Source organism: Sphingobacterium populi (genome assembly GCF_001586775.1).
Taxonomy (GTDB): Bacteria; Bacteroidota; Bacteroidia; order Sphingobacteriales; family Sphingobacteriaceae; genus Sphingobacterium; species Sphingobacterium populi.
On sequence record NZ_LQXS01000004.1, the window covers coordinates 147,565 to 173,760 of the forward strand.

General features: G+C 38.7%; 26 protein-coding genes. 22 read left to right on the forward strand and 4 right to left on the reverse strand.

The features are described 5' to 3' along the window. Positions 1–59 precede the first annotated feature (59 nt). The 6 genes from A0125_RS11495 (at position 60) to A0125_RS11520 (ending at position 5,166) form a co-directional block, all read left to right on the forward strand. Positions 60–776 carry an SAM-dependent methyltransferase gene (locus A0125_RS11495; RefSeq protein ID WP_066756152.1) on the forward strand — a complete coding sequence of 239 codons (717 nt, stop codon included), beginning with the start codon at positions 60–62 and terminating at the stop codon, positions 774–776. Between the two features lie 77 nt (positions 777–853). Further along, entirely contained in the window at positions 854–1,327 is a 474-nt protein-coding gene (locus A0125_RS11500; protein ID WP_066756155.1) for a hypothetical protein, read from the forward strand. Further along, a complete protein-coding gene (locus A0125_RS11505; protein ID WP_066756158.1) occupies positions 1,317–2,414 on the forward strand; it encodes a Nif3-like dinuclear metal center hexameric protein in 1,098 nt (365 codons plus the stop codon). The genes A0125_RS11500 and A0125_RS11505 overlap by 11 nt, the downstream gene beginning before the upstream one ends. Beyond that, positions 2,414–3,151 carry a zinc ribbon domain-containing protein gene (locus A0125_RS11510; protein ID WP_066756169.1) on the forward strand — a complete coding sequence of 246 codons (738 nt, stop codon included), beginning with the start codon at positions 2,414–2,416 and terminating at the stop codon, positions 3,149–3,151. Before A0125_RS11505 ends, A0125_RS11510 begins: the two co-directional genes overlap by 1 nt. A gap of 191 nt (positions 3,152–3,342) precedes the next feature. Continuing rightward, positions 3,343–3,516 carry a hypothetical protein gene (locus tag A0125_RS11515; RefSeq protein WP_156472524.1) on the forward strand — a complete coding sequence of 58 codons (174 nt, stop codon included), beginning with the start codon at positions 3,343–3,345 and terminating at the stop codon, positions 3,514–3,516. Between the two features lie 27 nt (positions 3,517–3,543). After that, positions 3,544–5,166, forward strand: coding sequence for a hypothetical protein (locus A0125_RS11520; RefSeq protein ID WP_066756173.1), 1,623 nt, complete (start codon positions 3,544–3,546; stop codon positions 5,164–5,166). A 115-nt stretch (positions 5,167–5,281) separates the two neighbouring features. Here A0125_RS11520 and A0125_RS11525 read toward each other — a convergent pair whose 3' ends face one another. The 4 genes from A0125_RS11525 to A0125_RS11540 all read right to left on the reverse strand — a co-directional run bounded on the left by A0125_RS11525 (position 5,282) and on the right by A0125_RS11540 (position 8,842). Further along, positions 5,282–6,133: a DUF5106 domain-containing protein gene (locus A0125_RS11525; RefSeq protein WP_197464860.1), complete on the reverse strand. Its 852-nt coding sequence runs from the start codon at positions 6,131–6,133 to the stop codon at positions 5,282–5,284. Between the two features lie 51 nt (positions 6,134–6,184). Next, a complete protein-coding gene (locus tag A0125_RS11530; protein WP_066756176.1) occupies positions 6,185–6,622 on the reverse strand; it encodes a BT0820 family HAD-type phosphatase in 438 nt (145 codons plus the stop codon). A 157-nt stretch (positions 6,623–6,779) separates the two neighbouring features. Then, the gene (locus A0125_RS11535; protein ID WP_156472525.1) at positions 6,780–8,591 is read right to left on the reverse strand and encodes a fimbrillin family protein; all 1,812 of its coding nucleotides are present in this window, start codon (positions 8,589–8,591) and stop codon (positions 6,780–6,782) included. A 71-nt stretch (positions 8,592–8,662) separates the two neighbouring features. Continuing rightward, positions 8,663–8,842: a hypothetical protein gene (locus A0125_RS11540; RefSeq protein WP_066756180.1), complete on the reverse strand. Its 180-nt coding sequence runs from the start codon at positions 8,840–8,842 to the stop codon at positions 8,663–8,665. 742 nt (positions 8,843–9,584) lie between these two features. Here A0125_RS11540 and A0125_RS11545 point away from each other — a divergent pair. The 16 genes from A0125_RS11545 (at position 9,585) to A0125_RS11620 (ending at position 26,195) form a co-directional block, all read left to right on the forward strand. Next, positions 9,585–10,748, forward strand: a complete 1,164-nt coding sequence (locus tag A0125_RS11545) for an MraY family glycosyltransferase (protein WP_066756182.1) — start codon at positions 9,585–9,587, stop codon at positions 10,746–10,748. Positions 10,749–10,780: 32 nt separating this feature from the next. Continuing rightward, positions 10,781–11,203: an NAD-dependent epimerase/dehydratase family protein gene (locus A0125_RS16540; RefSeq protein ID WP_317038814.1), complete on the forward strand. Its 423-nt coding sequence runs from the start codon at positions 10,781–10,783 to the stop codon at positions 11,201–11,203. Next, the gene (locus tag A0125_RS16545; RefSeq protein WP_317038819.1) at positions 11,122–11,739 is read left to right on the forward strand and encodes an NAD-dependent epimerase/dehydratase family protein; all 618 of its coding nucleotides are present in this window, start codon (positions 11,122–11,124) and stop codon (positions 11,737–11,739) included. The genes A0125_RS16540 and A0125_RS16545 overlap by 82 nt, the downstream gene beginning before the upstream one ends. Positions 11,740–11,765: 26 nt before the next feature. After that, positions 11,766–13,559, forward strand: coding sequence for an ABC transporter ATP-binding protein (locus A0125_RS11555; protein ID WP_066756188.1), 1,794 nt, complete (start codon positions 11,766–11,768; stop codon positions 13,557–13,559). Between the two features lie 41 nt (positions 13,560–13,600). Then, positions 13,601–14,302, forward strand: coding sequence for a GNAT family N-acetyltransferase (locus A0125_RS11560; protein WP_066756192.1), 702 nt, complete (start codon positions 13,601–13,603; stop codon positions 14,300–14,302). After that, positions 14,286–15,428, forward strand: a complete 1,143-nt coding sequence (rffA, locus tag A0125_RS11565; RefSeq protein ID WP_066756195.1) for a dTDP-4-amino-4,6-dideoxygalactose transaminase — start codon at positions 14,286–14,288, stop codon at positions 15,426–15,428. Before A0125_RS11560 ends, rffA begins: the two co-directional genes overlap by 17 nt. A gap of 245 nt (positions 15,429–15,673) precedes the next feature. Further along, on the forward strand, positions 15,674–17,086 hold the full coding sequence (locus tag A0125_RS11570; protein ID WP_156472526.1) for a glycosyltransferase family protein: 1,413 nt from the start codon (positions 15,674–15,676) through the stop codon (positions 17,084–17,086). Positions 17,087–17,180: 94 nt separating this feature from the next. Further along, positions 17,181–18,044, forward strand: a complete 864-nt coding sequence (locus A0125_RS11575) for a glycosyltransferase (protein WP_066756202.1) — start codon at positions 17,181–17,183, stop codon at positions 18,042–18,044. An 8-nt stretch (positions 18,045–18,052) separates the two neighbouring features. After that, on the forward strand, positions 18,053–18,670 hold the full coding sequence (locus A0125_RS11580) for a glycosyltransferase family 2 protein (protein ID WP_066756204.1): 618 nt from the start codon (positions 18,053–18,055) through the stop codon (positions 18,668–18,670). A gap of 288 nt (positions 18,671–18,958) precedes the next feature. After that, positions 18,959–19,924: a glycosyltransferase family 2 protein gene (locus A0125_RS11590; RefSeq protein ID WP_066756212.1), complete on the forward strand. Its 966-nt coding sequence runs from the start codon at positions 18,959–18,961 to the stop codon at positions 19,922–19,924. Positions 19,925–19,949: 25 nt separating this feature from the next. Next, positions 19,950–20,876 carry a glycosyltransferase family 2 protein gene (locus A0125_RS11595; protein ID WP_066756215.1) on the forward strand — a complete coding sequence of 309 codons (927 nt, stop codon included), beginning with the start codon at positions 19,950–19,952 and terminating at the stop codon, positions 20,874–20,876. Positions 20,877–20,977: 101 nt separating this feature from the next. After that, the gene (locus A0125_RS11600; protein ID WP_066756218.1) at positions 20,978–21,901 is read left to right on the forward strand and encodes a glycosyltransferase family 8 protein; all 924 of its coding nucleotides are present in this window, start codon (positions 20,978–20,980) and stop codon (positions 21,899–21,901) included. A 14-nt stretch (positions 21,902–21,915) separates the two neighbouring features. After that, positions 21,916–22,785, forward strand: coding sequence for a beta-1,6-N-acetylglucosaminyltransferase (locus A0125_RS11605; protein ID WP_066756223.1), 870 nt, complete (start codon positions 21,916–21,918; stop codon positions 22,783–22,785). A 10-nt stretch (positions 22,786–22,795) separates the two neighbouring features. Continuing rightward, the gene (locus A0125_RS11610; RefSeq protein ID WP_066756226.1) at positions 22,796–23,788 is read left to right on the forward strand and encodes a glycosyltransferase family 2 protein; all 993 of its coding nucleotides are present in this window, start codon (positions 22,796–22,798) and stop codon (positions 23,786–23,788) included. A 6-nt stretch (positions 23,789–23,794) separates the two neighbouring features. Further along, positions 23,795–25,084 (forward strand): hypothetical protein, encoded by a 1,290-nt coding sequence (locus A0125_RS11615; protein ID WP_197464861.1) that lies wholly within the window; start codon positions 23,795–23,797, stop codon positions 25,082–25,084. Then, positions 25,050–26,195: a glycosyltransferase family 4 protein gene (locus A0125_RS11620; RefSeq protein ID WP_066756229.1), complete on the forward strand. Its 1,146-nt coding sequence runs from the start codon at positions 25,050–25,052 to the stop codon at positions 26,193–26,195. Before A0125_RS11615 ends, A0125_RS11620 begins: the two co-directional genes overlap by 35 nt. Position 26,196: the final 1 nt, after the last annotated feature.

Consider the following 26,196-nt stretch of genomic DNA (forward strand, 5'->3'; position numbering starts at 1 on the left):
TAGCATGCAATGCTAGATAATCGCAATTGGTTTACCAGCGAAATGACTAAGTTTGCATTATGGCGTTCGGAAAACTCTATCTTATACCAGTACCACTAGCAGAAGGCGCAGAAAAAGCTTCGTACACATTGCTACATCAAGAAGTAATTCAATCGATCGACGAATACATCGTGGAGAATGAAAAAACGGCACGCAAGTTCTTGAAACTTGCCGGACTAAAAATTGCGCAAAGCGAATTAATCATACATGATTATGGCAAGCATGTGCGCGATAAAGTGAATTATAACGCCTTGTTTAACGGACTAATGTCGGGCAAAGATGTAGGCTTAATGTCTGACGCCGGCAGTCCGGGAGTAGCAGATCCAGGCGCACTAGTGGTGGCCGAAGCGCATAAGCGTGGTATACAGGTTTGTCCACTAGTAGGCCCCAGCTCAATTTTACTAGCGTTGATGGGATCCGGATTCAATGGACAGCAATTTAATTTTCATGGCTATTTGCCGATCGATAAGGCGGCCCGAAGTCGTAAAATAAAAGATTTAGAATCAACGGCTAGCAAAGAGCATAGTACACAAATTTTTATTGAAACGCCATTTCGCAATGGCCAACTCCTAAACGAACTACTACGCACCTGCCATCCGAATACGAGATTGTGCGTGGCTTGGAATCTAACTGGCGAAGACGAACAAATCATATCCCAGCCCATCGCAAGGTGGAAAACGATAGCAGAAGTTGACCTGCATAAAAAACCCGCAATATTCCTCCTTTTTGCTTCATAATATCCGTAATTTTAGCTGGATTGATCTCACTTCGATATTATTTATGAGGTCAGCATATATATATTAACGAAACACACATGTCCGAATTATCACCAGAATTAATTGCCGAATTGCAGCAGTTGACGATCTACGTCATGATTGTCATCCTTTTGGTGTGGATTCTTTTCGCGTACAACGTGCGTAAGACATTATTACTGATTAAGCCCGAAAACCAAATTATCTTACCAAACCAAGCTTGGTTTCTGGCCGTACCATTATTTAATATATTTTGGAATTTTGAGGTTTCAAAGCGCTTGGCTTATTCTTTCAACAATGAGTTTTTTGATCGCAAAGTTGCAGTAGAAGAGATGCCGACCCTACAGATCGGTAATCGCTACGCATGGTCCTTTTTAATCTACAATATTCCCTTTTTTCCAGATTTTATCCGCCTTCTGGCATTTATACTATGTATCACCTATTTTATATCGTACTGGTATAAGATTGTACAATTCAAATCATTGATTCAGGATCATGAGGCCTGGAAACAAAAGCAGCAGCCCAATGAAGATTAAAGAATTAACGCATTACCTTGAACAGTTAGCGCCACTAAGCTATCAAGAGTCTTATGACAATTCAGGCTTAATCGTTGGTAATCCAAACGATGAGATACATCGCGCATTGATATCCCTTGATTGTACAGAGTCTGTCGTTGATGAAGCGATAGCGGAGGGATGTGATATTATCATTTCACATCATCCCATTATTTTCAAGGGATTAAAGCGTTTTACAGGCCAAAATTATGTAGAGCGAACGGTCATCAAAGCAATAAAAAACGGCATCGCCCTTTACGCTATTCATACCAATTTGGACAACGTCTTAGGTGGTGTAAACTCGAAGATCGCCGATAAACTACAGTTAGACGCAATATCTATCCTTTCACCGAAGAAACACATTCTTAAAAAATTAGCCGTTTTTGTACCACGAACTCACGTTGAGGAAGTACGAGAAGCACTTTTCAGTAGTGGTGCCGGGCGCATTGGAGAATATGATCAAGCAAGTTTTAATACAGCGGGATACGGCACCTTTCGTCCATTAGAAAAAGCCAATCCCCACATCGGTTCGCGCGGTGAGCAAGAGCGTGTAGAAGAAACTAAAATCGAAGTTGTCTACCCTGCTCATATAGAGCGCCAAGTATTGGTTGCGATGTTGGCCGCTCACCCTTACGAAGAAGTCGCTTACGATATCTTAAATCTAGAAAACACAGTGCATCACGTAGGATCTGGCGCTATCGGGAACTTGCAGGAGCCTTTGCTCGCAGAAGATTTCTTGCGATTCTTGAAAGATTCGCTAAAGCTTTCGATAATCCGACATACCAACCTGCCTCGCAAACCTATAAGCCGAGTAGCCGTATGCGGAGGAGCTGGCGGGTTTTTGCTACAAGATGCTATACGTTCTGGTGCTGATGTTTTTATAACATCAGATTATAAGTATCACGAATTCTTTGACGCAGAAGATAAAATAGTTATAGCCGACGTGGGACACTATGAAAGTGAACAGTTTACACAAGAATTATTGATGGAATTAATTCAGAAAAAATTTGCTAACTTTGCTGTCCTGTTGACTGAAACAGAGACAAATCCGATAAAGTACTTTATTTAATGGAACAAACTGTAGAACAAAAACTAAAAGCTTTATGGGCATGGCAATCGATCCATACCAAAGTTGACAAAATTCGCCAGGTAAGGGGAGAACTGCCTATTGAGGTGGCTGATCTAGAAGACGAGATCGCAGGATTGGAAACTCGTAATGAGAAAATCCGCAGTGAGCTTGATGAGTTAGAAGATTCCATCGTATCTCGTAAAAACATGATTAAAGACGCGCAAGCGGCAATCAAGAAATACGAAACTCAACTTAACGAAGTAAAAAATAACCGTGAGTACGATGCCATCACGAAAGAAATCGAGCTGCAGGGCTTAGAGATCCAAGTATGTGAGAAACGTATTCGCGAAGCTGAATTTGAAATTTCGAACAAAACCGAATTGTATGAAACTACCGAAGGTAATCTAAACTACAGTAAAGGGGAGTTGGAAGTTAAGAAACAGGAGCTAGAGAACATTACCTCTGAAACACAAAAAGAGGAAGACTCGCTACTGAAAGCAGCAGAAGCATCTGAAGCTAATATCGATGAGCGCCTATTGAAAGTCTCCAACAAATTGCGAAATTCTTTCCGCAATGGACTGGCCATCGTATCTATCGAACGTGATAGCTGCTCTGGTTGCCACAATAAAATACCTGCGCAAATGCAATCTGAAATCAGACAACGTAAAAAGATCTTAGTGTGCGAGCACTGCGGCCGAATACTGGTCGATGAAGAAATCGCCTCCGAAGAAGTTTAACACGCATTGAGAAAATTTCCGCCCTCCAAGACATTTTTGGGGGGCTTTTTCGTTTGTAGACAACAAACTACAAAAGAAAATTGGATGGGAAAATTTGAGTTCAAACACTAATTTATATTATAGATTTGCATCACTCTATTCAGCTCTACCTGCAAATGGAGGATATTATGAGAAACGAAAATATAAAGAAAATGAACTCAAAAATACGTCGCGCCTACGTCGCGCCTACACTGAATATTTTTATCGTCGAATTAGAAAACAGTATCGCAGCAGGTTCCGCACAAGTTGTTGTTCAATCTCCGACTCAAGATGTAGATCACTTATGGGAGTCAAATGTCGCCGATGATCGCGAGCTTTATTGGTAGCCCCTAAAAAATCTATAAGCAACAGTCATGAAGAGCAACTTTTATCTTTTACTATTGTCGGTGGCAGTAGTATTGTATTCTTGTAATAAAGAGACCTTCCGAGAAGAAACCTCTGTTGAGGTGAACTTATTGGGTATAGAAATAGAAACTTCGGAACCTTCGGATACCGAAAGTCGTGCTGCGACTAGCGCGTCTATCCTTGAAAACGAATCACAAGAGTTAGCACACATCCCATTCGATCAGCACTTTGGTGTTACAGTGTCGTTAGCACGAGATTTTCCAAATACAGATGGCCGCAGTGATCTTGTGAAAGAAGAGAACACGGTGTCGCGCGCAGCTGGAGTAACCAACCTTGGACCAATAACATGGAAAATGGAAGACGGTATTCAATACCGACTACTCGCTTATGATAGTAATGAGAGCAAGGTAATTGACACGGTATATACTGTCGGAAAGTACGGCAATAGTGCACTGAAGTTGAATCCTGAAACCACATACACTTTTGTACTTTATTCTACAATGAGTAAATCTGAGGTGCCAGCCGCTCCAAACGGTAAATTGTCTGAAGCCGTATTCACAAACATAAATGGTAATACTGACTTTGTTTACTTTCGCAAAACCTTCAAACTCAGCCCAGGCCAAAACAAATTGAACGTGACGCTAAGACACGTCTTCAGTCAGATAACGACACATATAAATACAGCAGACGTAGGGAATATCTCCACCATTAAAGCACGAATTGGCGATCACTTTTTATCGCCAACGATCGGCTTGAACAACGGCACCGTATTAACATATAACAACAAAGCCGAAAACGGAAAAGTATTAGAATTTGTTCAAAACACTCCTACAAGTGCCGCGAATGAAGCTTCCATAATCTGTAATAGCGGAGCTACTAAAAGCACATTAACATTTGATGAGCTAACGATCAACAATATCACCAAAAGAGGTGTTACAATTCCAAATGTTCAATTAGCCCCTGGAACGCGATATATCTTAACGTTGAAGATTAAAACTTTTACACAAGACGTTGATCCAGGAATTGAATTGGGCGATCGCACTTATGCTCCTGGAAACCTGATTTACGACCGCAATAAAAAGACTTATCTTTTCTCTACGAAAGGTGAGGGTGATCTTTGGTTTAAAAATTACGTAAAACCACGACGTAATGATTTAGATAAGCTCCCTTGGGGGCAGAATAATCAAGAAGCACGTACGGAACTAAATGGTGGCCCTGGTGACCCTTGTGCATTAGTCGCGCCATTAAATTCCTGGAGACTTCCAAAACGCGTAGAAATGGAAAACATCAAGAATGCTACTGAGGCAAACATTAGTGGGCATCCTGGTCCAGACATATATCATCCAGTTCGTTATATCGCACAAAAATATCCTGGAGGCGATAGACGAGGTATGTATTTCGGTACGCAAACTGATCCTGGTAGTAACTTTAATAAATTCCTTTTCATTTCATTCGATGGTATTTATAATAGCAATACTACTCGAAGTGATCTAGACGGCACCGGATGGTACATGCTCAAAAATGGAAACAAATATGAATACATGCAAATAGGACCAAACATTAATACGTTTAATTTCTATGAGCTAGGACAGAATACTGCCGTATCGATCAGGTGCGTAAGAGCAAATTAGTTAGTATCTAGCTACACTTACAGCTCTTCCGATCTATTAATCATCAGCTACTGTTAACACACGGATTATTACTTGATAATCGTGTTAATAGTAGCTGATTTTTCGTACTATTAATTTATTGCCCCAAAAATTGACCAAGGTAAAGGATATTCTCGGCCAAATTTCGATCTTTTAATAACACTACTTTATTGCTATCAAGTAGATAAAATGTCGGAGAGGCCTTGAGGTCATACAAATTATCTGCTATAATAGATCGGTCGGTATTGATGCCGTTTATCCACAAGGGCGGAATATATTGCTGATAATCTTTCCACAAACTATACTCAGCGGTGGCGTAGATTGCGAGAATCTGTAAATCTCCTCGGCGAATCCATTCCTGCACTGTCAATTCGGGTTGTAGATTTTCAATTGCACTAGCACACCCACCACATCCTGGCTCGTAGAAGAACAGTAGTGTATATGGTGCTTCTTGACTGTACATATCATGCCTTTTGCCGTCTGGCGTTTGAAAAACAAAATTGGTTGCCTTTGTGCCGGCGTTGTTTCGCCTAATTAAGGCTAGCCGCTGTTCAAATCTCTGCTTTTCATACTGGGGTATATCCTCGTTTTGCGCCATGAACTCGAGTACTGGCAAGTAGAGCTCCTCGTTGTACATTGAAGAATTGGGATTGTATAAGTATTTACCAAAATTCTCCACAAAAAACTCAAGTACTGCGGGTGTCTGAGAAGCTCGTTGCAGCATTTTTTTTAAGGCCGCTACCGACTCCTTGCTATCACTTTGCTGCGCAATCGTGATAAAATCTACTATAGCCTGCTCGCCAATCTCTGGCCTCACGATGGCTACAGTATCTTCCAAATTGTATTTGTCCCAAAACAGCGTCACCGCCGGTTTTTGACCTTCTCCTTGCTGCTGCTCGGACTTCTCTTTTTGCTGCTTGCAGGATGTGCTAAAAAGGATTAGAAGCACAATGCAATATACCCAATGTGTAGTCATATTCTGCCACAGTTGTTTCAAGCACTAATATCTATTAAACAATGTTGAAAAAAAGCCTCTCTTTTGTCTTTTTGCCAAAAAATTAGGTTGCCCATAAAGTATAGGGATTATATCCTGAGAGCCTTTTCCCATAGCAGAAATGGCTCGATATATAGCTGTCCAATCGGGCAATCCTCCTAGGTTACGATCATCTATAAACAAATCCGCTGTTAGCTTCCGGGATGCCCGTGCCGCTATTTCTTCCGGAAAATTAGCATTGTGTGCGTAAAAGGCCACACCTCTGGCGGCACAATAATCAACCGCCTCTTGCAAAAGATCGCCCTCGCGAACGGTCCATAGGATTAGCGTATGTCGTTCCTCGTGTAACTTAATCAATGTTTCTATCGCAAATGGAATCGGTTTCCCGATTTTGGGGTATTGATGTTCTACAATAGTTCCGTCAAAATCTACAGCTATTATCATTGTTTTGTTACGCGTATATATGTCTGTACAAACAAAGATAACGTTTTGTTGATACAATAGTTCCGTTCCGTCGACCGCCAATCGACCTAATGATTCATAAACACACCGTATGTAGATTATTCACTACTAACCCCTTGTGTTCAACAACAATAATTTATTACCTCCTAACACAACGAACATTTTGAAAAGAAGACTCTAATAACCCACCTCCTAATAAACTTATTGTGAGCACCTCTACGATATCTGGGTTAAGTAAGTTGTAGGCTCCTGCAAGAGAACTTGTTACTCGCCTAGTTCTTAAACTATAAGCTCCAAGCCCCAGCAGACCTCCTGCATCTATTAATCGATCATATGACCAGTGCCTTCCTTCCGTACCATAGTTAGATATACCAATGTCGATTACTAGTAAGCCGCTAGCAACATTCACTGCGGTTCCGAAGCCATTCATATTAAATCTTAGGTTGGAACTTGGGTATTGCGCAGCGCTACCTGTTGTTGCATACTCATAATAACCCCTGCCATTGGTTTGATTATAAATGATACTTCTTGCTGGAGCTCGTGTTACTAAAGGCAGCACACCTAAGAGAAGATCATTAAATCCTAATGTCGAATAATCCGCCCTCGTAGCTTGCCTCCAAACACTAAGCCCATCGCTCGGACGCGTTGTAGGATGCACTAGGGTACAGGGGTCTGAATTTGCACCAGCAGCGCCGGTACTGAACATGTAGGGCGTCGTGGAGCGGAATGGCCAATACGATTCCCGCATATTTGTGTGTGCATATGTTGCATGGAATCGATACCGGTTTCTTTGAGATGAATGTAAGTACAAATTCGTTCGTGCCCAATTAACCCCTTGAAACGGCAACGCTGATTCAATTAAATCGATTTTTGCGTTATATGTACGGCCCCTAGTCATGGCAGCCGAAGTGTTGAAAGCAAAGACCCTATTTAGGCCAGTAAAAGCTCTTGTTGTAGGGCCATCTGTCATGGTAATAGTGACATTATTGAGATTAACCGTAAAGTTGGAGAATGAGGCTGGAGTTGCCGAATAGAAATAGATTGCTTTCCGGTCATTAAACCCCACATCTACGTTTCGAAAATCAGCAATAGTAAATGTTGTCGTTGGAGTATAAGGTGTTGGATTATAAACCTGTCCATCGAGCAATCCAAAAGATCCAGTAGTGAGCGGAGATTGGCCGCCAGTAATGCCGCCTACTGATACACCAAGCTGCGTAACTTGATCTGCAAACATTCCCCTTGCATCGACTTCTACCGCTAACCGGGCTACCTGATGGCGGAATGTGATGTTTAAAGGCGTGTTGGCTGTTCCTGTCGCAGAAATTGTAAAACTTCCTGTCGCATAAAGGAAGTCAGAGTTTGTTCCCATGCTAATTTGGGCATTAGTACCCGTGTTTGTTAAAGGCGGGATATCACTACTGTTGTTATAGGAATAAGCATACCACTGATACGTATCACCTCTTACTACTTCAATCTGCTGTGCTGTATCTACCGCGGTGGATGTCGAAGATCTCAATTGCTTTTGTCTCCAAAAGGTTTGCGTAGAACCAACGACCTTATAAAGCACAAGTCTGTAGGTAAATCCCGGAGTCATTGGTGATGCCGCCCTAGGATAACTCTGCAAACTGGGAGCTTCTAAAGTACTTTCATCCTCTTTTAATTTCCAAGAAGAGGACACAGACGTAATAACATCAAATCCATCACCTTCAATGAAGGCACTCTTATTGTCAATATCAGCAAGACCTGACGGAGTAGATGAGCTTCTTGAATCTCCAAGATTTGCCTTGGTATTCTGAGCATCATTTAGCGGTACCACTTCCGTGTCATCAACCATTGCTTGCACAACTACTAAAGTGGCATTTGGATCCGAGAGATCTTCGCGACTAGTATCTCGATCGCAACCCATTAAATAAACGCTTGTGATTAGCAGGTACGCACTTAAATGCTTCATAATTTTTAGATTATAACGTGCCGTTATCATATTAAATAATGTTGGTATAAAGTCTGGATCGATAAAAGCTATTATAAGTCTGTAGAGCCGTATCCTTCACCACCGACTTCCCAATTTTCTATAGTGGGTTGATATGGCGTATCATTGGATCCTCCAGAAACCTGAACCGAAGAAGCGGCGACTCCGTACTCCGTGATTAAAGAAACGACATTTACAATTGGTTTAAAATAGATTTTCTTTTGCTGTTTCATAAGTATAATTGTGTGAAAATTGTATTCATAATATACCTTAAGAATGTATTATACAATTATCTTTCTTAGATTAATTTTAAAAAAACGAAAGATAAAATAAAATAATAATACGCAGTTTTAATTGACTTAAAGTGCTTTAAATATAATATGGATAACAGTCATTAATGAGAAAATACTTTAAGAATTTTAAAAAATGACAATTGTTTCGTTCGTAATTATAAAGTTATCACAACAAGGAAATTTATAAATTTATATTATTATAGACTTTACACTTTGCCTACAACCCGCCCCTAGGTATCGAATAATGCAACACGATGTCCCTGCGGTAACATTGATTAACCATAAATTTGTCGCCCCCATAATTAAATAAAATGTCAAATCGCGGCACTCGGCTTTATAAGAAAAAAAATTAATCACAATTAGCACTTTCACCTCTAAACCATTGCTTTACAGAACCATTAATGTTTGGAAAGCAAACCTATTTTATCGCGCCAAGAGATCGACTATAGCGCCCCAAATCCCGTTCACAAATTAAAAGTCTTATCTTCGAAATTTTAATTGCGTCAAGCAGCCATGTAGTTCGAATACTACACAGCAGAATAAAAGCATTCGATGTATACATCTTCACATTCTTCTTGTAGTACCTTTACAAAAGCGTTTATTATGGCTTCGAATTGCGTGTTAAGCTCTATAGAATAACATATTGGAACAACTACCCGATTTAATTTAGGATTACAGGAAGATGAAGATATTAGTCGTACTTACAGCATTTATTGTTGCCTTAATACTCGGACGACTCCTTTTGCCTTACGTTCTACTTATCAGCTATCGTAAAAGATTATTCGATCCTGTTGATTCTCGGAAGGCACACCATCAATTAGTATCACGGCTTGGCGGCGTTACATTCGTACCGATACAATGTGTGCTCATAGTACTTACGTTGATCTTGTGCTATAGAAACAATCTGGTGGATTTTAATCTTGAAACTTTTGAGGTATATCCCATGGTTATGGGTTTGGTTTGTGGTCTAGTTGTGCTGTTTATAGTCGGGATCACAGATGACTTGATCGGCATTAGTGCAAAAACTAAGCTTTATATGCAAATCGTAGTTGCTTGCTTTTTGCCCATATCCGGAGTATGGATCAATGACCTGTACGGCGTCTTCTTCATCACATATATTCCTGCTTGGATAGGTATACCGCTCACCATATTTATTACCGTTCTAATAATAAATGCGATTAACCTTATCGATGGTATCGACGGGCTCTGTTCAGGATTGGTATTGGTTGGTTGCCTGGCTTTAGGTACACTCTTTATGATCAATGAAGCTTGGCTACACGCATTATTTGCATTTATTACCGCAGGACTGCTAATTCCATTTTTTCATTACAATGTTTTCGGTATTTCGCGCAAAAAGCGAAAAATATTTATGGGAGACTCAGGAAGCCTAACGCTTGGCTTATCGATGTCCTTTCTGTCAGTAAGTTATGCCATGAATAACCCACATATTCAGCCTTTTTCTGAAGGAGCGATCGTAGTGGCATTTACGGTATTGATCGTTCCAGTAATGGACGTTGCACGAGTTATGCTTGTCCGATTAAGATTAGGCACGCCAGTATTTCGGGCCGACCGCAGTCATATACATCACAAACTGCTTGACCTTGGAATGTCACACCAAAAGGCCATGATTTCGATCATTTCCCTTGCTGGTTTTTTTTGTATCTTTAACGCTATCGCTGTTCAGCTAATTAGCAACAATATTGTACTAGCAGCAGATTTAATATTGTGGGGTGCTTTTCATACTGTTGTAGACAAAAGCCTTAAACGCAAGCAGTCCTTCGCCACGAAAAATGCTCCTAAGAAGTACAAAAGTCATAGTCAGGTAATTGCAGATCAAATTAAATAACCGGCGGCAACGCTAAGTAATAAGCTTTCTGGATGAAAATAGCCATCATAGGTGGATCAGGTTTTGTGGGCACAAAGTTAATTGACACATTAAGTGTCTCTCCCGAAACTTCCGTTATTAACATTGACAAACAACCTAGCCAGACACATGCGTCCATTTCTGTAATTGGCAATGTGCTAGATCCTGATTCTTTGAGCCACGCATTAATTGGTGTAAATACCGTAGTTCTTTTGGCAGCAGAACATCGCGATGATGTATCGCCAACTTCTCTATATTACGACGTTAATGTTCAAGGAATGCAGAATACCTTGGAAGCGATGGAAAAACAGGGCGTAAAACAAATTGTATTCACCAGTTCAGTTGCCATTTATGGCTGGATAAAGATAATCCCGACGAATCCTTTCCCGCCGACCCTTTTAACCATTATGGCAAAAGCAAATGGGAAGCTGAATTAGTTTTGCAGAAATGGGCACAAAACCATCCCGACTGGAGCATTGGCATTGTAAGACCAACCGTGATTTTTGGCGAAGGTAATCGTGGAAATGTATTTAATCTCTTAAATCAAATCGCCTCTGGAAAGTTTATGCTTATAGGAAAAGGTAATAACGAAAAATCAATGTCCTACATTGGAAACATTGTTGCCTTCTTAGCCTTTTTAATAAACACCATGTCTCCTGGTGTACGCGTATACAATTATGTCGATAAACCAGATTTTTCTACGAAAGATTTAGTACATCACACCAGCACGATTCTAGGCAAAAGTATCCCTACGCTACGCATCCCTTACTGGTTAGGTATGCTAGGCGGCTATGGCTTTGATGTACTGGCTTTTATTACGAGAAAAAAGTTGCCAATTAGTTCCGTGCGCGTTAAGAAATTTTGCGCAATCACCAAATACGATTCTAGCAAAGCGATGGAATCTGGATTCCAACCGCCATACACCATGCAGGAAGGGTTGAGAAGAACCTTAGCATCCGAGTTTGGAAAATAACTTTTAAAAGAAGAATCAATCTGCACATGCTAAAGCAATTCATCAAAAAATATTTTAAAAACTTCACTTACTTCTATCGGTACCTTCAGTACCGCATTTTTATCGTGATAGGGTTAACCTTCATGTTTGGTTTGATGGACGGCCTTGGCTTAAGCATGTTTTTGCCATTATTCCAGATTGCGGCAGATCGAGAAGGAGGGAGTACTGCAAGCTCACCTACCGAAGACAACTTCCTAATGAACTTCTTTACGGTCTTGGGTATTGAGTTTACCTTAGTCAATATGTTGATCTTGATGGTCGTGTTTTTTGCCTTCAAAGGGCTGTTTTTCTATGTCAAGTCAATTTACGACGCAAAAGTCTCTCGGTATTTCCTAGTTTCCACGCGCAAAAACCTCTTAGAAAAATTTGCGCACTTATCATTTCGCTACTTTATCAAAGCCGATGTGGGTGCTGTACAAAATTTAATGACCAATGAAATCAACAATCTCTTGTATGCCTTTAGAGATTATCTAATCATTGTTCAAAAAGGGGTTATGGTCATCGTCTATATGCTATTTGCTTTTGCCATGAATGCAGAATTCGCCATTTTGATCATGGTAGGCGGACTGCTGTTCAATTTTGTATTTCAATGGATATACAAGTTTACTCTTGTCGCATCAAGAAAACTCGTCAAGGAGAGCAACGATTATCAAGGCACCATTATTCAGCTTGTTGCCAATTTCAAGTATTTGAAAGCAACTGGTTTTATCAAGGAATACGCAAAACGCGTAACACAAAATATTGAATCGATAGAGGCGGTAAATTATCGATTAGGTAAACTCGGCTCCATCACTGGGGCTATAAGAGAGCCGATCCTCATCTTTATCGTTGCGGCGGTTATCTTGTTGCAAGTATATATGAGAGAGAGCCCTCTTAGCACCATTATCGTCAGTTTGCTTTTCTTTTATCGGGCATTAACTAACTTGACTGACCTACAGGCACAATACAATTACTTTTTGGGGAAAGTAGGGACAATGGAAAATGTGGCTCAATTCTCTGACGATATTGGGTCAAATCGCGAGCAAGAAGGCCAAATTAAATACGAAAAACTAAAGAATGGTTTAACATTCCAAGATATTTATTTCGCTTACGGGAACCATCAAATAATCAAGGGAATAAATTTCGAAATTGCTAAAAATAATACCGTTGCTTTAGTTGGTGAATCTGGTAGTGGTAAGTCTACTCTGGTAAACCTTCTTGCCGGTTTGCTTGATGCCAATAGCGGAACATACCTTGTGGATGGAAAATCTATAGCATCATTAAATAAGTATACTTTTCAAAACAAAGTAGGTTATATTTCACAAGATACCGTCATCTTTAATGCCAGTGTTTATAATAATGTGACGCTCTGGGCGGAACCTAACACAGAAAATCTAGCTCGTTTCCAAAAAGCCTTAGACAGGGCCTCACTGAGCCTATTTGTTGATGGCTTAGCAGAAGGCAAGGAAACTGTGCTAGGCAATAACGGCATAAACCTTAGCGGAGGACAAAAACAACGAATCTCGATTGCTCGAGAGCTTTTCAAAGAAGTAGATATCCTGATCTTGGATGAAGCTACCTCAGCTTTAGATTCCGAAACAGAAAAAACTATTCAAGAAAATATAGATGCACTTAAAGGACAATTTACGATTATAATTATTGCACACCGTTTGGCCACGATTCGAAATGCGGATAAGGTGGTCTTGATGAGCGATGGAAAAATTGTGAGTCAAGGTGATTTTGATGCTCTGAAAGAGTCGTCTCCAAAATTCAAAAAAATGGTGCAATTACAGGAGCTGTAGGCGTATAATCCTAAAATTGATAAATTGATAATAATGAGGTTATGGTGCAGAGACTAGATTGGGATAGTGATTTTTTTGGCTTTGAGGTGGGCTTAATTAATGACACGACAAACGAAAGCATCTTTAGTTTTGCAAACAAGGATTATGAACTAATCTATCACCAGTCTCATTTATCTACATGCCCTATTATACATGGTTATTATCTATGTTATTCAGAGAAAAAAATTACCTTTTCAAAAAAAATTACGTCCGGCACACCGCTGTGTTCCAATATAGTCCGTTTCAATGAAACACGACATAACATAGAAGACCTATATAAACTTGCGCACGTAAGTGGACAGCACAGCAGATTTTTTTTAGACAAAAAATTTAAATCAAGCTCCTTTTTCGAACTCTATAACACGTGGGTTGATAAGTCTGTCGATTGTTCGATAGCCGATTACGTATTGGTATATGAGGTAGATCAGCAAGTGATTGGCTTCATAACAGCGAAGTTCGACAATCCGTCAGGTCGTGCTAAAATTGGGCTTTTAGGTATCGATGAAAAGTCGCAGGGTAAAGGTGTCGGTTCGTCACTTATTAGAGAATTAGAAACCATTGCTTATCAAAACAATATTTTCTCTATCGATGTACCCACACAAAAGCACAACAATTTAGCCTGCGCATTTTATAAAAAAAAAGGATATCTAGAGAATCAACAAATATATATAAATCACTACTGGAAGCATGAAGATACCGTTTAACAAGCCCTTTATAATCGGCAACGAATTACAGTACATCCAAGACGCCGTTGTTAGCGGCAAAATCTCCGGAGATGGCATTTTTACAAAACGGTGCCAAGCTTTGCTAGAAGAAAAGTATGGTTTTCTAAAAGTGCTACTTACGACCTCTTGTACGGATGCACTTGAAATGGCAGCCATACTTTGCGACATAAAACCTGGTGATGAGGTAATTATTCCTAGTTACACCTTCGTTTCCACAGCAAACGCATTTGTCTTACGGGGAGCTAAAATAGTATTTGTAGATTCATGTGAAGATAACCCAAACGTAGATCCGCAAAAAATTGAAGCGGCTATCACTCAAAATACTAAAGTCATTGTTCCAGTACACTATGCTGGCGTGGCTTGTGACATGGAGAGCATCATGAGTTTGGCTCATAAACACAATCTCTATGTCGTAGAGGATGCCGCTCAAGCAATTGATAGTTATTTCACATTCAGTGATGGCTCAAAAAAAGCATTAGGCTCTATCGGTCATTTCGGAGCCTTTTCTTTTCATGAAACAAAAAACATTATTGCGGGAGAAGGTGGGATCTTGACGATAAATAACCCTAGTTTCATTGAACGTGCAGAAATCATCCGTGAAAAGGGCACTAATAGAAGTGCTTTTTTCAGAAATGAGATCGACAAATATGGGTGGGTTGACATTGGTTCGTCTTTTCTTCCTTCAGAACTCATTTCTGCCTTTTTACTGGCTCAACTTGAAAATATTGAGAAAATCCAACGTAAACGGAAAGAAATTTGGGAGCGTTACTACTCCGGATTAAAAGACCTAGAGCGCGAGGGCTGTTTTTTGCTTCCAAAACTACCAAACTATGCAACAAACAATGCTCACATGTTTTACATATTGTGTCAATCTTTGTCTGAAAGAGGAGAGTTAATTGAGCATCTAAAAACAAACGGTATTCATTCTGTTTTTCATTATTTGAGTCTGCATAAAAGTCCCTTTTTCGAAAATAAACACGAAAGAAATGAGCTCACTATGGCAGATCAATATTCAGATATTCTTATTCGGCTACCGCTATTCTACGAATTGAAAATGGAAGAAATCGATAAGATAATCCGTTGTTTAAAAGATTTTTACTCGTAACTTTTAGTACACGCTTATATTTATGATTCTTTGTAATAACAGCCATGAATGAATTAAACGCCGCGCAAAGCTTGCGAGAAATTGATAAATTAAAGCTTTCGGATAATAGGGCCTATTATCGGCAATCTATTCCAATAATGCGCGAGCTCTATGATAGGGGTTGTTACAATGACTGTGTAAGCTACATCGAGAAGATCGCTCAATTTTGCTGGTGGAACTTTCCAAGTGTATACTATTCGCTGGAAATGGAAACCTTACTTGCCGAAATAGGGAAAAAACTTACAAGTTTTAATCCGGAATTGATCAAACCAAATTCATGTAAAAAAGAAAGAAAGATCTTACACATTTGTTCCGAAGTTTACACTACGGGAGGTCACACGAAATTATTATATAACTGGGTGCAAAATGATGTAACAAGCCAACATACCATACTTTCAACTAGAATGGACATGAGTGCTATAAACGCTGTATCCAAACGTTATTTAGGACAAGAAATCGCAAAGCATGTCTGCTTACCTCAAGAAGATCATCTCCGACGCGCCCAAGCTTTGAAAGACCAATTATACGAAAACTATGATTTGGTAGTTTTGCACATTCATCCGGATGATTCTTTGTGTAATTTGGTGTTTTCAGACCCAAAAATTACCATACAAATAGCTTTCGTCAATCATGCAGATCATGTTTTTTGGCTCGGTAGCACTATCTCTACTATATTAGTCCAATTACGTAAGCCTTTTCTAATACTGGACGTGGAAAGACGGCAGATTGAAAAGTCATTTTACATACCTCTTCCGATAGTAGAGGCACCTTTAACTGCTCCAACCGAACAAGACAGTTTTTCAACGACCCAAGCAGATGAAGTTGTCATACTCTGTATTGGCAGCGAAGTTAAATTTGAACCGAATGAAAAATATAATTTTTACGAGGAGTGTATTAGAATCGTAGAGAAGCATAAAAATGTAAGAATTAAACTTATTGGGGTAAGCAAGGAAGGGAAATACGCGATAAAACATCAGCATGAAAGGATTGATTACCTCGGGCTTTTGGATTATGAAGATTTGGAAAAATACAGAAGTAGCTGCGATATTTATTTAGAAGGGTTTCCGATGCCATCTTTTACTGCAACGTTAGAAACTGTTTTTTTTAAAAAGCCCGCCATACTACATTACAACCCAACACCTATTTTTCAACAATTTATGGATTCGGATATCGGCTTTCAATATCCTTCGAACCTAAATGAATGGAGGTTAGCTGTTGATCGTGTAATCCTAGACAAAGATTATAGAGATTACTTGGCCGAAATACAATATGGCTTCGTCATACATAATTATTCCATGAATGCTTGGAGGACTAAGTTGCAACTTTTCTATAAAGATTTTCTATCACTCACGCCTATTTGTAAAAGCTTTGTACAGAATGAGTATAATGGTGATAATGAGATTGCTTTAGTTAAGTTATCCAACACGACGATAGACCACCTCTACCTCACGGACAAGCTATCTTTTTCAAGTAAAATAAAGATGGTTTTTTTCCAATCGCCAGTGATAAAAAAGAAGACTAGTAAAACGCCGATCAGTAGAAAAATTTCTTACTTCACACCGTCTTTCATCAAGAATTTTATAAAAAATGTCGTGGGTTTGATTTCAAAACCAACCTAATGACTTAAAAATGCTTTTTAAGCTTTTCATCAAAAAAAACGGAGTTATAATCTTAAAAATTTATACCAAAGGTTAAAGAATGCTGTCAATAATAGTGTCATCTTACAAAGACAATCTTTATAGTGCTTTAGCGACCAACATCGCTACAACCTGCGGTATTGAATATGAACTTATCCGTATGGAGAACCCAGGGATTATGAGTATAAATTCCGCGTATAATCGGGGTATCGACAAAAGTAATTATGAACATTTGCTTTTTGTTCACGAAGATGTACTATTCGAGACCCCAGGTTGGGGAAAGATTCTTTTAAACATTCTAGAAAATGTTCCAGATGTGGGCTTAGTAGGTTTAGCGGGCAGCACATTAAAAACTAAAGCGCCATCTGGGTGGTGGATAGATCATAAATTTCAAAAAATGTTCATTACAGAATATAGCAATGGACGAATAGTTGGCGAATTTGTCCAAGATAACCTAGGTCGCGACTTTGATGAAGTTGCAACTTTAGATGGTGTATTCCTAGCTACCAAAAAATCTCTTGGGTTAAGATTTGATGAAAATTTATCTGGATTTCATAATTACGATTTAGCTATCTCAATCAAATCAATTCAAAAAAGTTTGAAAAATATCGTCAGTTACCAAATCCGTGTAAAACACTTTTCTTCTGGTAATTTTAACAAAGACTGGGTTATCTCTAGTCATCATTATTACAAAATGTACAAGAATTTTTTACCCGTCTACACAGAAAAAATAGAGGAGGAATCTAAGTTTGAAAAGGCCAAATACCTCTGGTTTTTCAATGAGTGCTTCTACTATTCTAAGCTTGATCTTTGCTTGTATTATGCTTTTGAAACTTTCAAACATTTTCCGATGAGTCGCTTACCTTATTTAATGATATTGAAAATTATTTTTCGTTTACCAAGTTTATTAAAGGAGCAACCTCAATTAAAAAGTAAATAAAATTGAATATGCACGAAATCTCTGTATCTGTCATCGTACCCAATTATAATCACGCTCCTTTCCTCGAACAGCGATTGAACTCTATACTCAATCAGACTTATCAAGGTTTTGAGCTCATTATAATGGACGACTGCTCATCGGACGAGAGCAGAGATGTCATAGATCAATATGCTAACCACCCGAAGGTGTCACATATTGTTTATAACGAGAAGAACTCTGGAAGTACTTTCAAGCAATGGGAGAAAGGTATTGCGCTTGCAAATGGAGAGTGGATTTGGATAGCAGAAAGTGACGATTGGGCAGAACCTAATTTTTTAGAAGAGTTGATATGCCAAACCAATGGATCACCAAACACAAATTTGGCGTTCACTCAGCTATATTTGGTACAAGAGAAATCCCAATACATTAGCGCTCGATTCGAGGGCAAAAACTTACACCATACGACAGACGGCTTAAGCTTTGTTCAAAATCAGATGTTGCCTCATTTAAGTATTTGGAATGCTAGCCAAGCCATATTCAGAAAAGCCGCATTTTATAAGATTTCTTCAGAATACTTGAATTATAAACTCTGTGGCGACTGGATTTTTTGGAGTGAAATTAGTTTACTCGGCGACGTTTTTTATTAGTGGTAAGTTTCTCAGTTATTTCAGAAAACATGCAGCAGACGTTACTACTAAAACAACAGCTTCAGGGCTTCGATTTAAGGAAGAACTGCAAGCTATCACGTACCTGAATGAGCTTCTACAGGGGTTCGTACATAAAGAAGGATTCTTTGCCTACCATTTCAGCAACTTTTATAGTGTGAGACACATGATTCCTAAACAGGCTTACCAAGAAATCCATTCCATGTACGCAGAAAAAGTTCCTTTAAAAGAAAGGATTATTAGACAATGTCGTGCTATTGCAGGTGAGTTATGGAAAAGATGATCAATACACAACATCCATTAGTTTCTGTCATTGTACCTATCTACAATGTAGAAAACTATTTGCCGAGCTGTTTGGACGACATTTTGGCGCAAACCTATACAAACCTAGAGGTCATTTTAGTAAATGATGGATCAAGAGATTCGAGCGCATCAATTTGCGACGATTTTGCAAAGAAAGATGCGCGCATTAAGGTTATTCATCAAGAGAATGCTGGCGTTTCAGCAGCTAGAAACACGGGGTTAGATCATGCAAATGGCATGTACATCTCATTTATTGATAGTGACGATCGCGTACACAACCAGTTTATAGAGTTGCTACATTATTATATTGGGTCTAACAAGTTGATAACTTGTGGTTATGAACTATTCGATCAAGACTTTGAAGTTAATCCTACTAACCCGATTAACATAAGTCAAAACGAGATAAAACACCTATCAGATCCATTAAAAAAATTGGTGGATATTTTCGACATACTTTTTGTCGTTCCTTGGAACAAGCTGTATGCAAAAAGTTTATTTGATCAAATTCGATATCCTTCAGGCAGAGTACACGAAGATGAATTTCTAATACACGAAATCCTACATCAAGTAGATGTCTCCTGTTATATGGATATTCCTTTGTATTATTACCGCCGTCGCGCAGGAAGCATTACTGCTGATGAAACAAACGCAGCTGGCTTTGTAGATAAAACAGAAGCCATCTATAACCGTAGAAATTTCTTTATCGACCTAGGCCGCAATGACGACGCTTCAGCATTAGATTCCGCCTTATTGAAACGATTTGTTTTGCCAACTATCAAAAACACAAACCACATTTGGTCACAATATAGCTTACGTGACATTTATACAAACGATACTTTGGGGTTTTCAACACGATTAATATTGTTGATAAAGAAAAAATGCTATCCTTTATATGTTGCGATGGTAAAAATAGGTCGTAAACTTTCAAAATAGTTGTTTTTCAATTTATAACAACACCATGAAACTAATCTCTTTTGTTCTTCCGGCATATAAAGCAACGTATCTTGAGCAAGCAATTTCAAGTATTCTACATCAATCTTACGAAAATTGGGAGCTTATTGTCGTAGATGATACTTCGCCCGAAAACTTAAAGGTCATTGTTGATTCTTTTGAAGATTCTCGCATAAAATATTATCGCAACACGAAGAACATCGGTGGTACTGATCTTGTAAAACAATGGAATCACTCCATTACTTTTGCGCAAGGAGAATATATAGTCCTAGCGGCAGATGATGATATCTATCATCCAAACTTTCTGCAAACTATGGTGGACCTTTCCGTAAAATATCCCGCAGTAGACATTGTAAGAGCCAAAACATCCATCATCAATGAACACAATGAAGTGTCAATAACTGATGAAACGATATCCGAATACTGTAGTAAACATGAGTTTCTATACCATTGGTTACGCGCTACGATTTTTACGTGTATTGGCAATTACATGTTTAAAACTACTGTATTAAATAGCAAGGGCTTTATAAATTTTCCATCTGCATTCTGCTCAGATGCTGCTACAGCAATTATGATGGCCGAAAATGGTATAGCAAATACAGATAAAGCACTGTTTTCATTTAGAATATCTGATATTCATTTATCAAGTGACAGAAGCCAGCTAGATAACAAGCTTCTAGCAACGACGAAGTTTTATCGTTGGCTACTTGCCTTGAATTACGAGAAACCTGTTGAAGAAAGAGATCAGTTCTTTTTTTACGAAAACAACTCGAAATACATTCAGAAAAAGTGCCTTTACGATTACTACAATCAGGTTATCAAATATTTGCCTTGGTACAAATTTTGGAAAATAGGCCAATGTGAATTACTTTCCATACGAGATAAGTGCATTACACTGGGCCGATTTTTCTATAACAAAGTATTTAGGCGCTAAAGAAATACGAACAATAGTTGCTTGATGAAACCTTTTTTTGGAGAAAATTTCTAAATTATTGACAACAAAAATTAAAGCTATATTTACAAAACGATATCGTAATGCACAAAAATAGTATACCTCTTGTCTTAGCTTTCACGCCTAACTACTATGTGCCCGCATGTACTTGCTTGGTTTCTATTCTTGAATCTTCCGAATTCAAGGGTTCTTTTCATGTAATTTGTTTACTTACTGAAGAACTAAACGATGAAATGAGAAACTCTTTAGCAGAGTTGATCGGGCCCACCAACACCCTGTCTTTCCTAAACTTAGCTGGTAAAATCGCTGATGATATCTACGTTGACGAGAAATACACTGTTGCGGCAAACTACCGTTTGTTACTACCCGATCTTCTCCCTGAATTTGACACCATCATATACATAGACTGTGACATAATTGTTCGTAATGATCTCGCAGAACTTTTTCATTCGGTAGATCTAACAGGCCACTATATGGCAGGAGTTTTCGAAGCAACATTAGATTTTCAAAAAGAGCATATGTTGGCTATTGGTTGCGATCCTGGAAAATACATAAATTCTGGGTTGCTACTGATGAATTTGCGTGAACTTCGCCAAGATAATATGAGTACTAAGTTTTTAGAAGCATTACGATTTCCGGGTCTAGAATTTCCAGATCAAGATGTCATCAATCAATTGTGTGTAGGCAAGATAATAGGCTTACCACCATATTGGAATAGTATTCGCACATTTTTTATACCTGCCTACAAGGCCAATTTTTTACAGTTTTACAGTGCGGATGATTGGATAAACGTCCAACGAACAGGTAATATTCACTATACAGGTCCAAAACCATGGAATACGTTTACCGTGGCTTTTGATATTTGGTGGCAATACTATAACAACTTACCAAATTCTATTAAGAAATTTGGTAATTACAGTTCTAAAGTTAGACTACTAGCCACAATCTACGAAAATTCGTTGGGTAAAAATTTATTGGACGGTCTTCGTAAATTCGTACGTCGTTGAATGAATCAAAATACATGAAAAAACATGCTTACCTTATTATTGCTCATCAAGAATTTGATGTACTAGCACTTCTTATTGAAGCCTTAGATGACGAAAGAAACACTATTTTTATTCATTTTGACAAAAAAGCTTCTACTATTCCAAATCTTGTTTGTCGCTATGCAAAATTAATCCTATTGAAGAATCGAATAGATGTCAGGTGGGGAGATGTAAGCCAGATCAAGGTAGAATTATCACTTTTCAATACCGCGTTCAATCATGATGAATACGCTTACTATCATTTGATGTCTGGAGTAGATATGCCATTGAAATCTCAAGACTACATCCATGAATTTTTCGAGTCTCATCTTGGTACAGAGTTCATCGGTTTTACTTCTGGAGATATTTCAAAAGAATTAGAACGAAAAGTTAAGCGATACCATTTTTTTTCGAAACATTTTGGTAAGAAAAAAGGATTTATTCAGTTTGTTAAACGCGTTCTGAGAGCCTCTTTCATGCAATTGCAAATTGCATTGAATCTATACAGATCTAAAAACATTGAATTAAAAAAGGGTACGAACTGGGTTAGCGTAACACACAACTTCGTTGGCTATCTACTGACACAAGAGCACCATGTGCTAAAGATTTACAAGCACACATTTTGTGCAGATGAGATATATAAACAAACACTTTGTTGGCACTCCGCTTTTCGTAAACATATTTATGATATAGATGACGAAGGTCGAGGCAGTTTACGTTTGATCGGTTGGGAAAATGGACACATAAATGATTTTAGCAATAAAGACTACGAAAAGTTAATCCATTCACCATTACTATTTGCCCGAAAGTTTAACAGCAAAAACCTTGATATTGTACAAAAAATTCTTCAAAAGGTAAGTAATTAAAATCACCGAAATGATTAATCAACCGCTTGTCACCATAATTACGCCTATTTTCAACGCAGAGAAGACGTTGTCGTCATGCCTAAAAAGTTTAGCACGCTTAACGTACAAGAATCTCCAATTTGTATTTATAGATGATTGCAGTTCAGATAACGGAATAGAGATAGTAAACGAGTTCTTGAGTACTAGGGAAAACGATAAACTATCAATACTAATACAGCATCAAAAAAATCAAGGTGTTGCGGCAGCTCGAAATTCAGGTTTAGATCATGCATCGGGTAAATACGTTTATTATGTAGACGCTGATGATGAGCTCGAAACCGATACTATTCGTGCGGCTGTAAACACAGCCGAGCACAGCGAAAGCGACATTGTGGGCTTTAGTTGGTACTTGGCTTTTGAAAAAAACAAACGACCAATGAACCAACCTTCCTTCATTTCTGCTGAAGATGCGCTCCAAAAATTGATGAATGGCACCATGCGTTGGAACCTTTGGTTATTTCTGGTAAAACGGTCACTTTATGAAGATCATCAAATCCGTTTTCTGCCCGGAGTAAATATGGGCGAAGATATGATGGTCATGATTAAATTGTTTGCGGTGGCAAAAAATGTCAGCTTTCTTGACCAGCACTATTACCTTTATCGGCAATCGAATAGCGAGTCGTTGACCAAAACCTATTCAGAGTCCCACATGTCGCAAGTAGCCGAAAATTTGCACGTTGCTACCGACTTTTTGGCAACCAAATCATGGCATTTTGATTTGGAGAAACATACGGCCTTCTTAATGTTAAATATAAAGCTCCCACTGCTGATCTCTAGTAAAACAAGCCAATACAAGCGCTGGTTGACTTGGTTTGCAGAAGCCAATGTTTTCGCTGGAAAAAATACTGCTGTCTCTTGGCGCGTGCGCTTGATAGAACGTGCTGCGGTTTCTCAACATTTTTGGATTATTAAGTTGTATTATTATTTTGTTATCCGTGTGGTTTATGGTATTATCTACAAATAAACTAGTATGATTCGTATTCTGGCTTATATCGTTCTGGGTATTCTTACAAGTTTTTTTCTGTTCCCGATTAGTTTCACCTTCATTCCTCAATCCCTCAATACGAAGATTCTTATGGGAGGTCTAGGAATATTTGCTTTAATATTTAATAGTGTACGCAAAGAAAAGATTAGCATGACTACCGGTATACTGGGATCCATTGCTTACTCGTTCTTGTTTTCTTTGATTTGTTATATTTCTACCGACATCAACAACACTTCCGATTACGCGTATGCTACGTATATTATTAGTTTAGCCGCTTGGCTTTTGGGGGCATACGGTTTATGTTCTGCATATCGTGTTTTTCACCAAGAGGTAAACTTTAGAATCGTCACATTCTATCTTGCTGCCGTTTGTGCTTGCCAATGTATTGTTGCTATCATGATAGATAATATGCCGAGTGTACAATTATTTATCGATTCGTTTGTGGTGCAAAACAAAGATTTTTTTGATAGAATAAATCGTCTTTATGGCATAGGAGCAGCTTTGGATCCAGCTGGAGTACGATTCTCCGCCGTGCTTATTTTTATCTCTGCAGTTTTGAATCATGATAAAGTGGTTCGCGCGAACAGAACCTATATCCTTTTTCTTTTGATTTCTTTCTTTATCATTGCAATTGTTGGAAACATCATCTCTCGTACCACTATATTGGGTTTGGCCTGTGCAGTGGTTTATTTTATAATTTCATCTGGGATCTTTCGACAGATTATATCGCAAGAGGCCATCAAATTAGCTACTTTATTCGTCATTTTTTTCACGTTGGCTATTATTATAAGTACCTACCTCTATCAAACTAATGAAGCTTTTCACAAATACCTGCGATTTGCTTTTGAGGGGTTCTTTAATTGGATTGAACGAGGAGAATGGCGAACGGACTCGACGGACAAGCTTAACCGAGAAATGTGGGTTTGGCCCAATGATTTAAAGACCTGGCTGATCGGGAGTGGTCTTTTTAACAATTTTGTGTACAGTACAGATATTGGTTATTGTCGGTTTATCTTGTACTGTGGTTTGATAGGTTTTAGTGTTTTTGCTGCTTTTTTTGTCTATCTACCATCTTACTTTGCGCGAGCCAACCCACAATATACTTTCATGTTTTTACTACTAATGGCGCTTAGTTTTATGATTTGGGTAAAAGTGGCAACGGATATCTTTCAATTTTATGCCTTGTTCTTTTGTTTAGATAAATTTACACAGGATCGTACACCTCATCAATTCCAAAAATATGAAAATCGCGTATTGCGTCCTCGGTACGTTTAATTCTGGAGGAATGGAGCGCGTATTGGCTAATAAAGCCAATTATTTGACCAAGATCGGTCATGAGGTGACTATTATCACTACCGATCAGCAAAACAGAAAGCCATACTATTCCTTAGACGACCGCATAACTTGTATCGATTTAAAAATCAATTATACTGATGATCTGACAAAGTGTTTGCCTTCAAGACTGATTTCTTATGTGCTAAAACAGGCTCGACATAAAACTAAACTTTGCACATTTCTAAATCAGCGGAAGCAAGACCTTGTCGTTTCACTATTTGATCACGATGCTACAATACTTCCAAAGCTATCCGACGGTAGCAAAAAGGTTTTGGAGATTCACTTTTCTCGATATAAGCGGCTCCAATATAACAGAAATGGTCTTTGGAGGTGGATCGACAAATACCGGAGTCATAAGGATCTTGTTTTGGTTAAACAGTTCAGTAGATTCGTTGTGCTCACAGAAGAAGATAAAGGTTACTGGGGAGCACTCCCAAATATCCAAGTTATTCCAAATGCCAACAGTTTTGTTCCCAACAAAATCTCGGATGTCACAAGTAAGAATGTGATCGCCGTCGGCCGTTATGATGCACAGAAAAACTTTGAAGATTTAATACAAATTTGGTGTCTGGTTGTAAACGATTGTACGGACTGGAAATTAACAATTTATGGACAAGGGCCACAAAAGCAACAACTGCAACGACTTATAAATCAGCTTGATCTTAGCAGTTCAGTAACGTTGCATCCTCCAGTAAGTGAGATTGAGAAAGCCTATGTCGATAGTGCTATCCTTGCTATGACTTCTAAATATGAAGGCTTGCCGATGGCCTTACTAGAAGCACAAGCTTGCGGACTTCCTTTAGTATCATATGCTTGCAAATGTGGGCCTAGAGATATCATAAAGGACGATCTTAACGGATATCTTATTGATCCAGGAGATAAAGCCGCCATGGCAGCAAAACTCATCGATCTTATTCGTAATCGTGATTTGCGTGCTCGACTTGGAGCGAATGCCGCCCAACAGTCAAATCTTTATGAAGAGGATAAAATTATGCAACAATGGGTATCTTTATTCGAATCTTTGGTTAACAGACATCCTGACTTCAAATAAT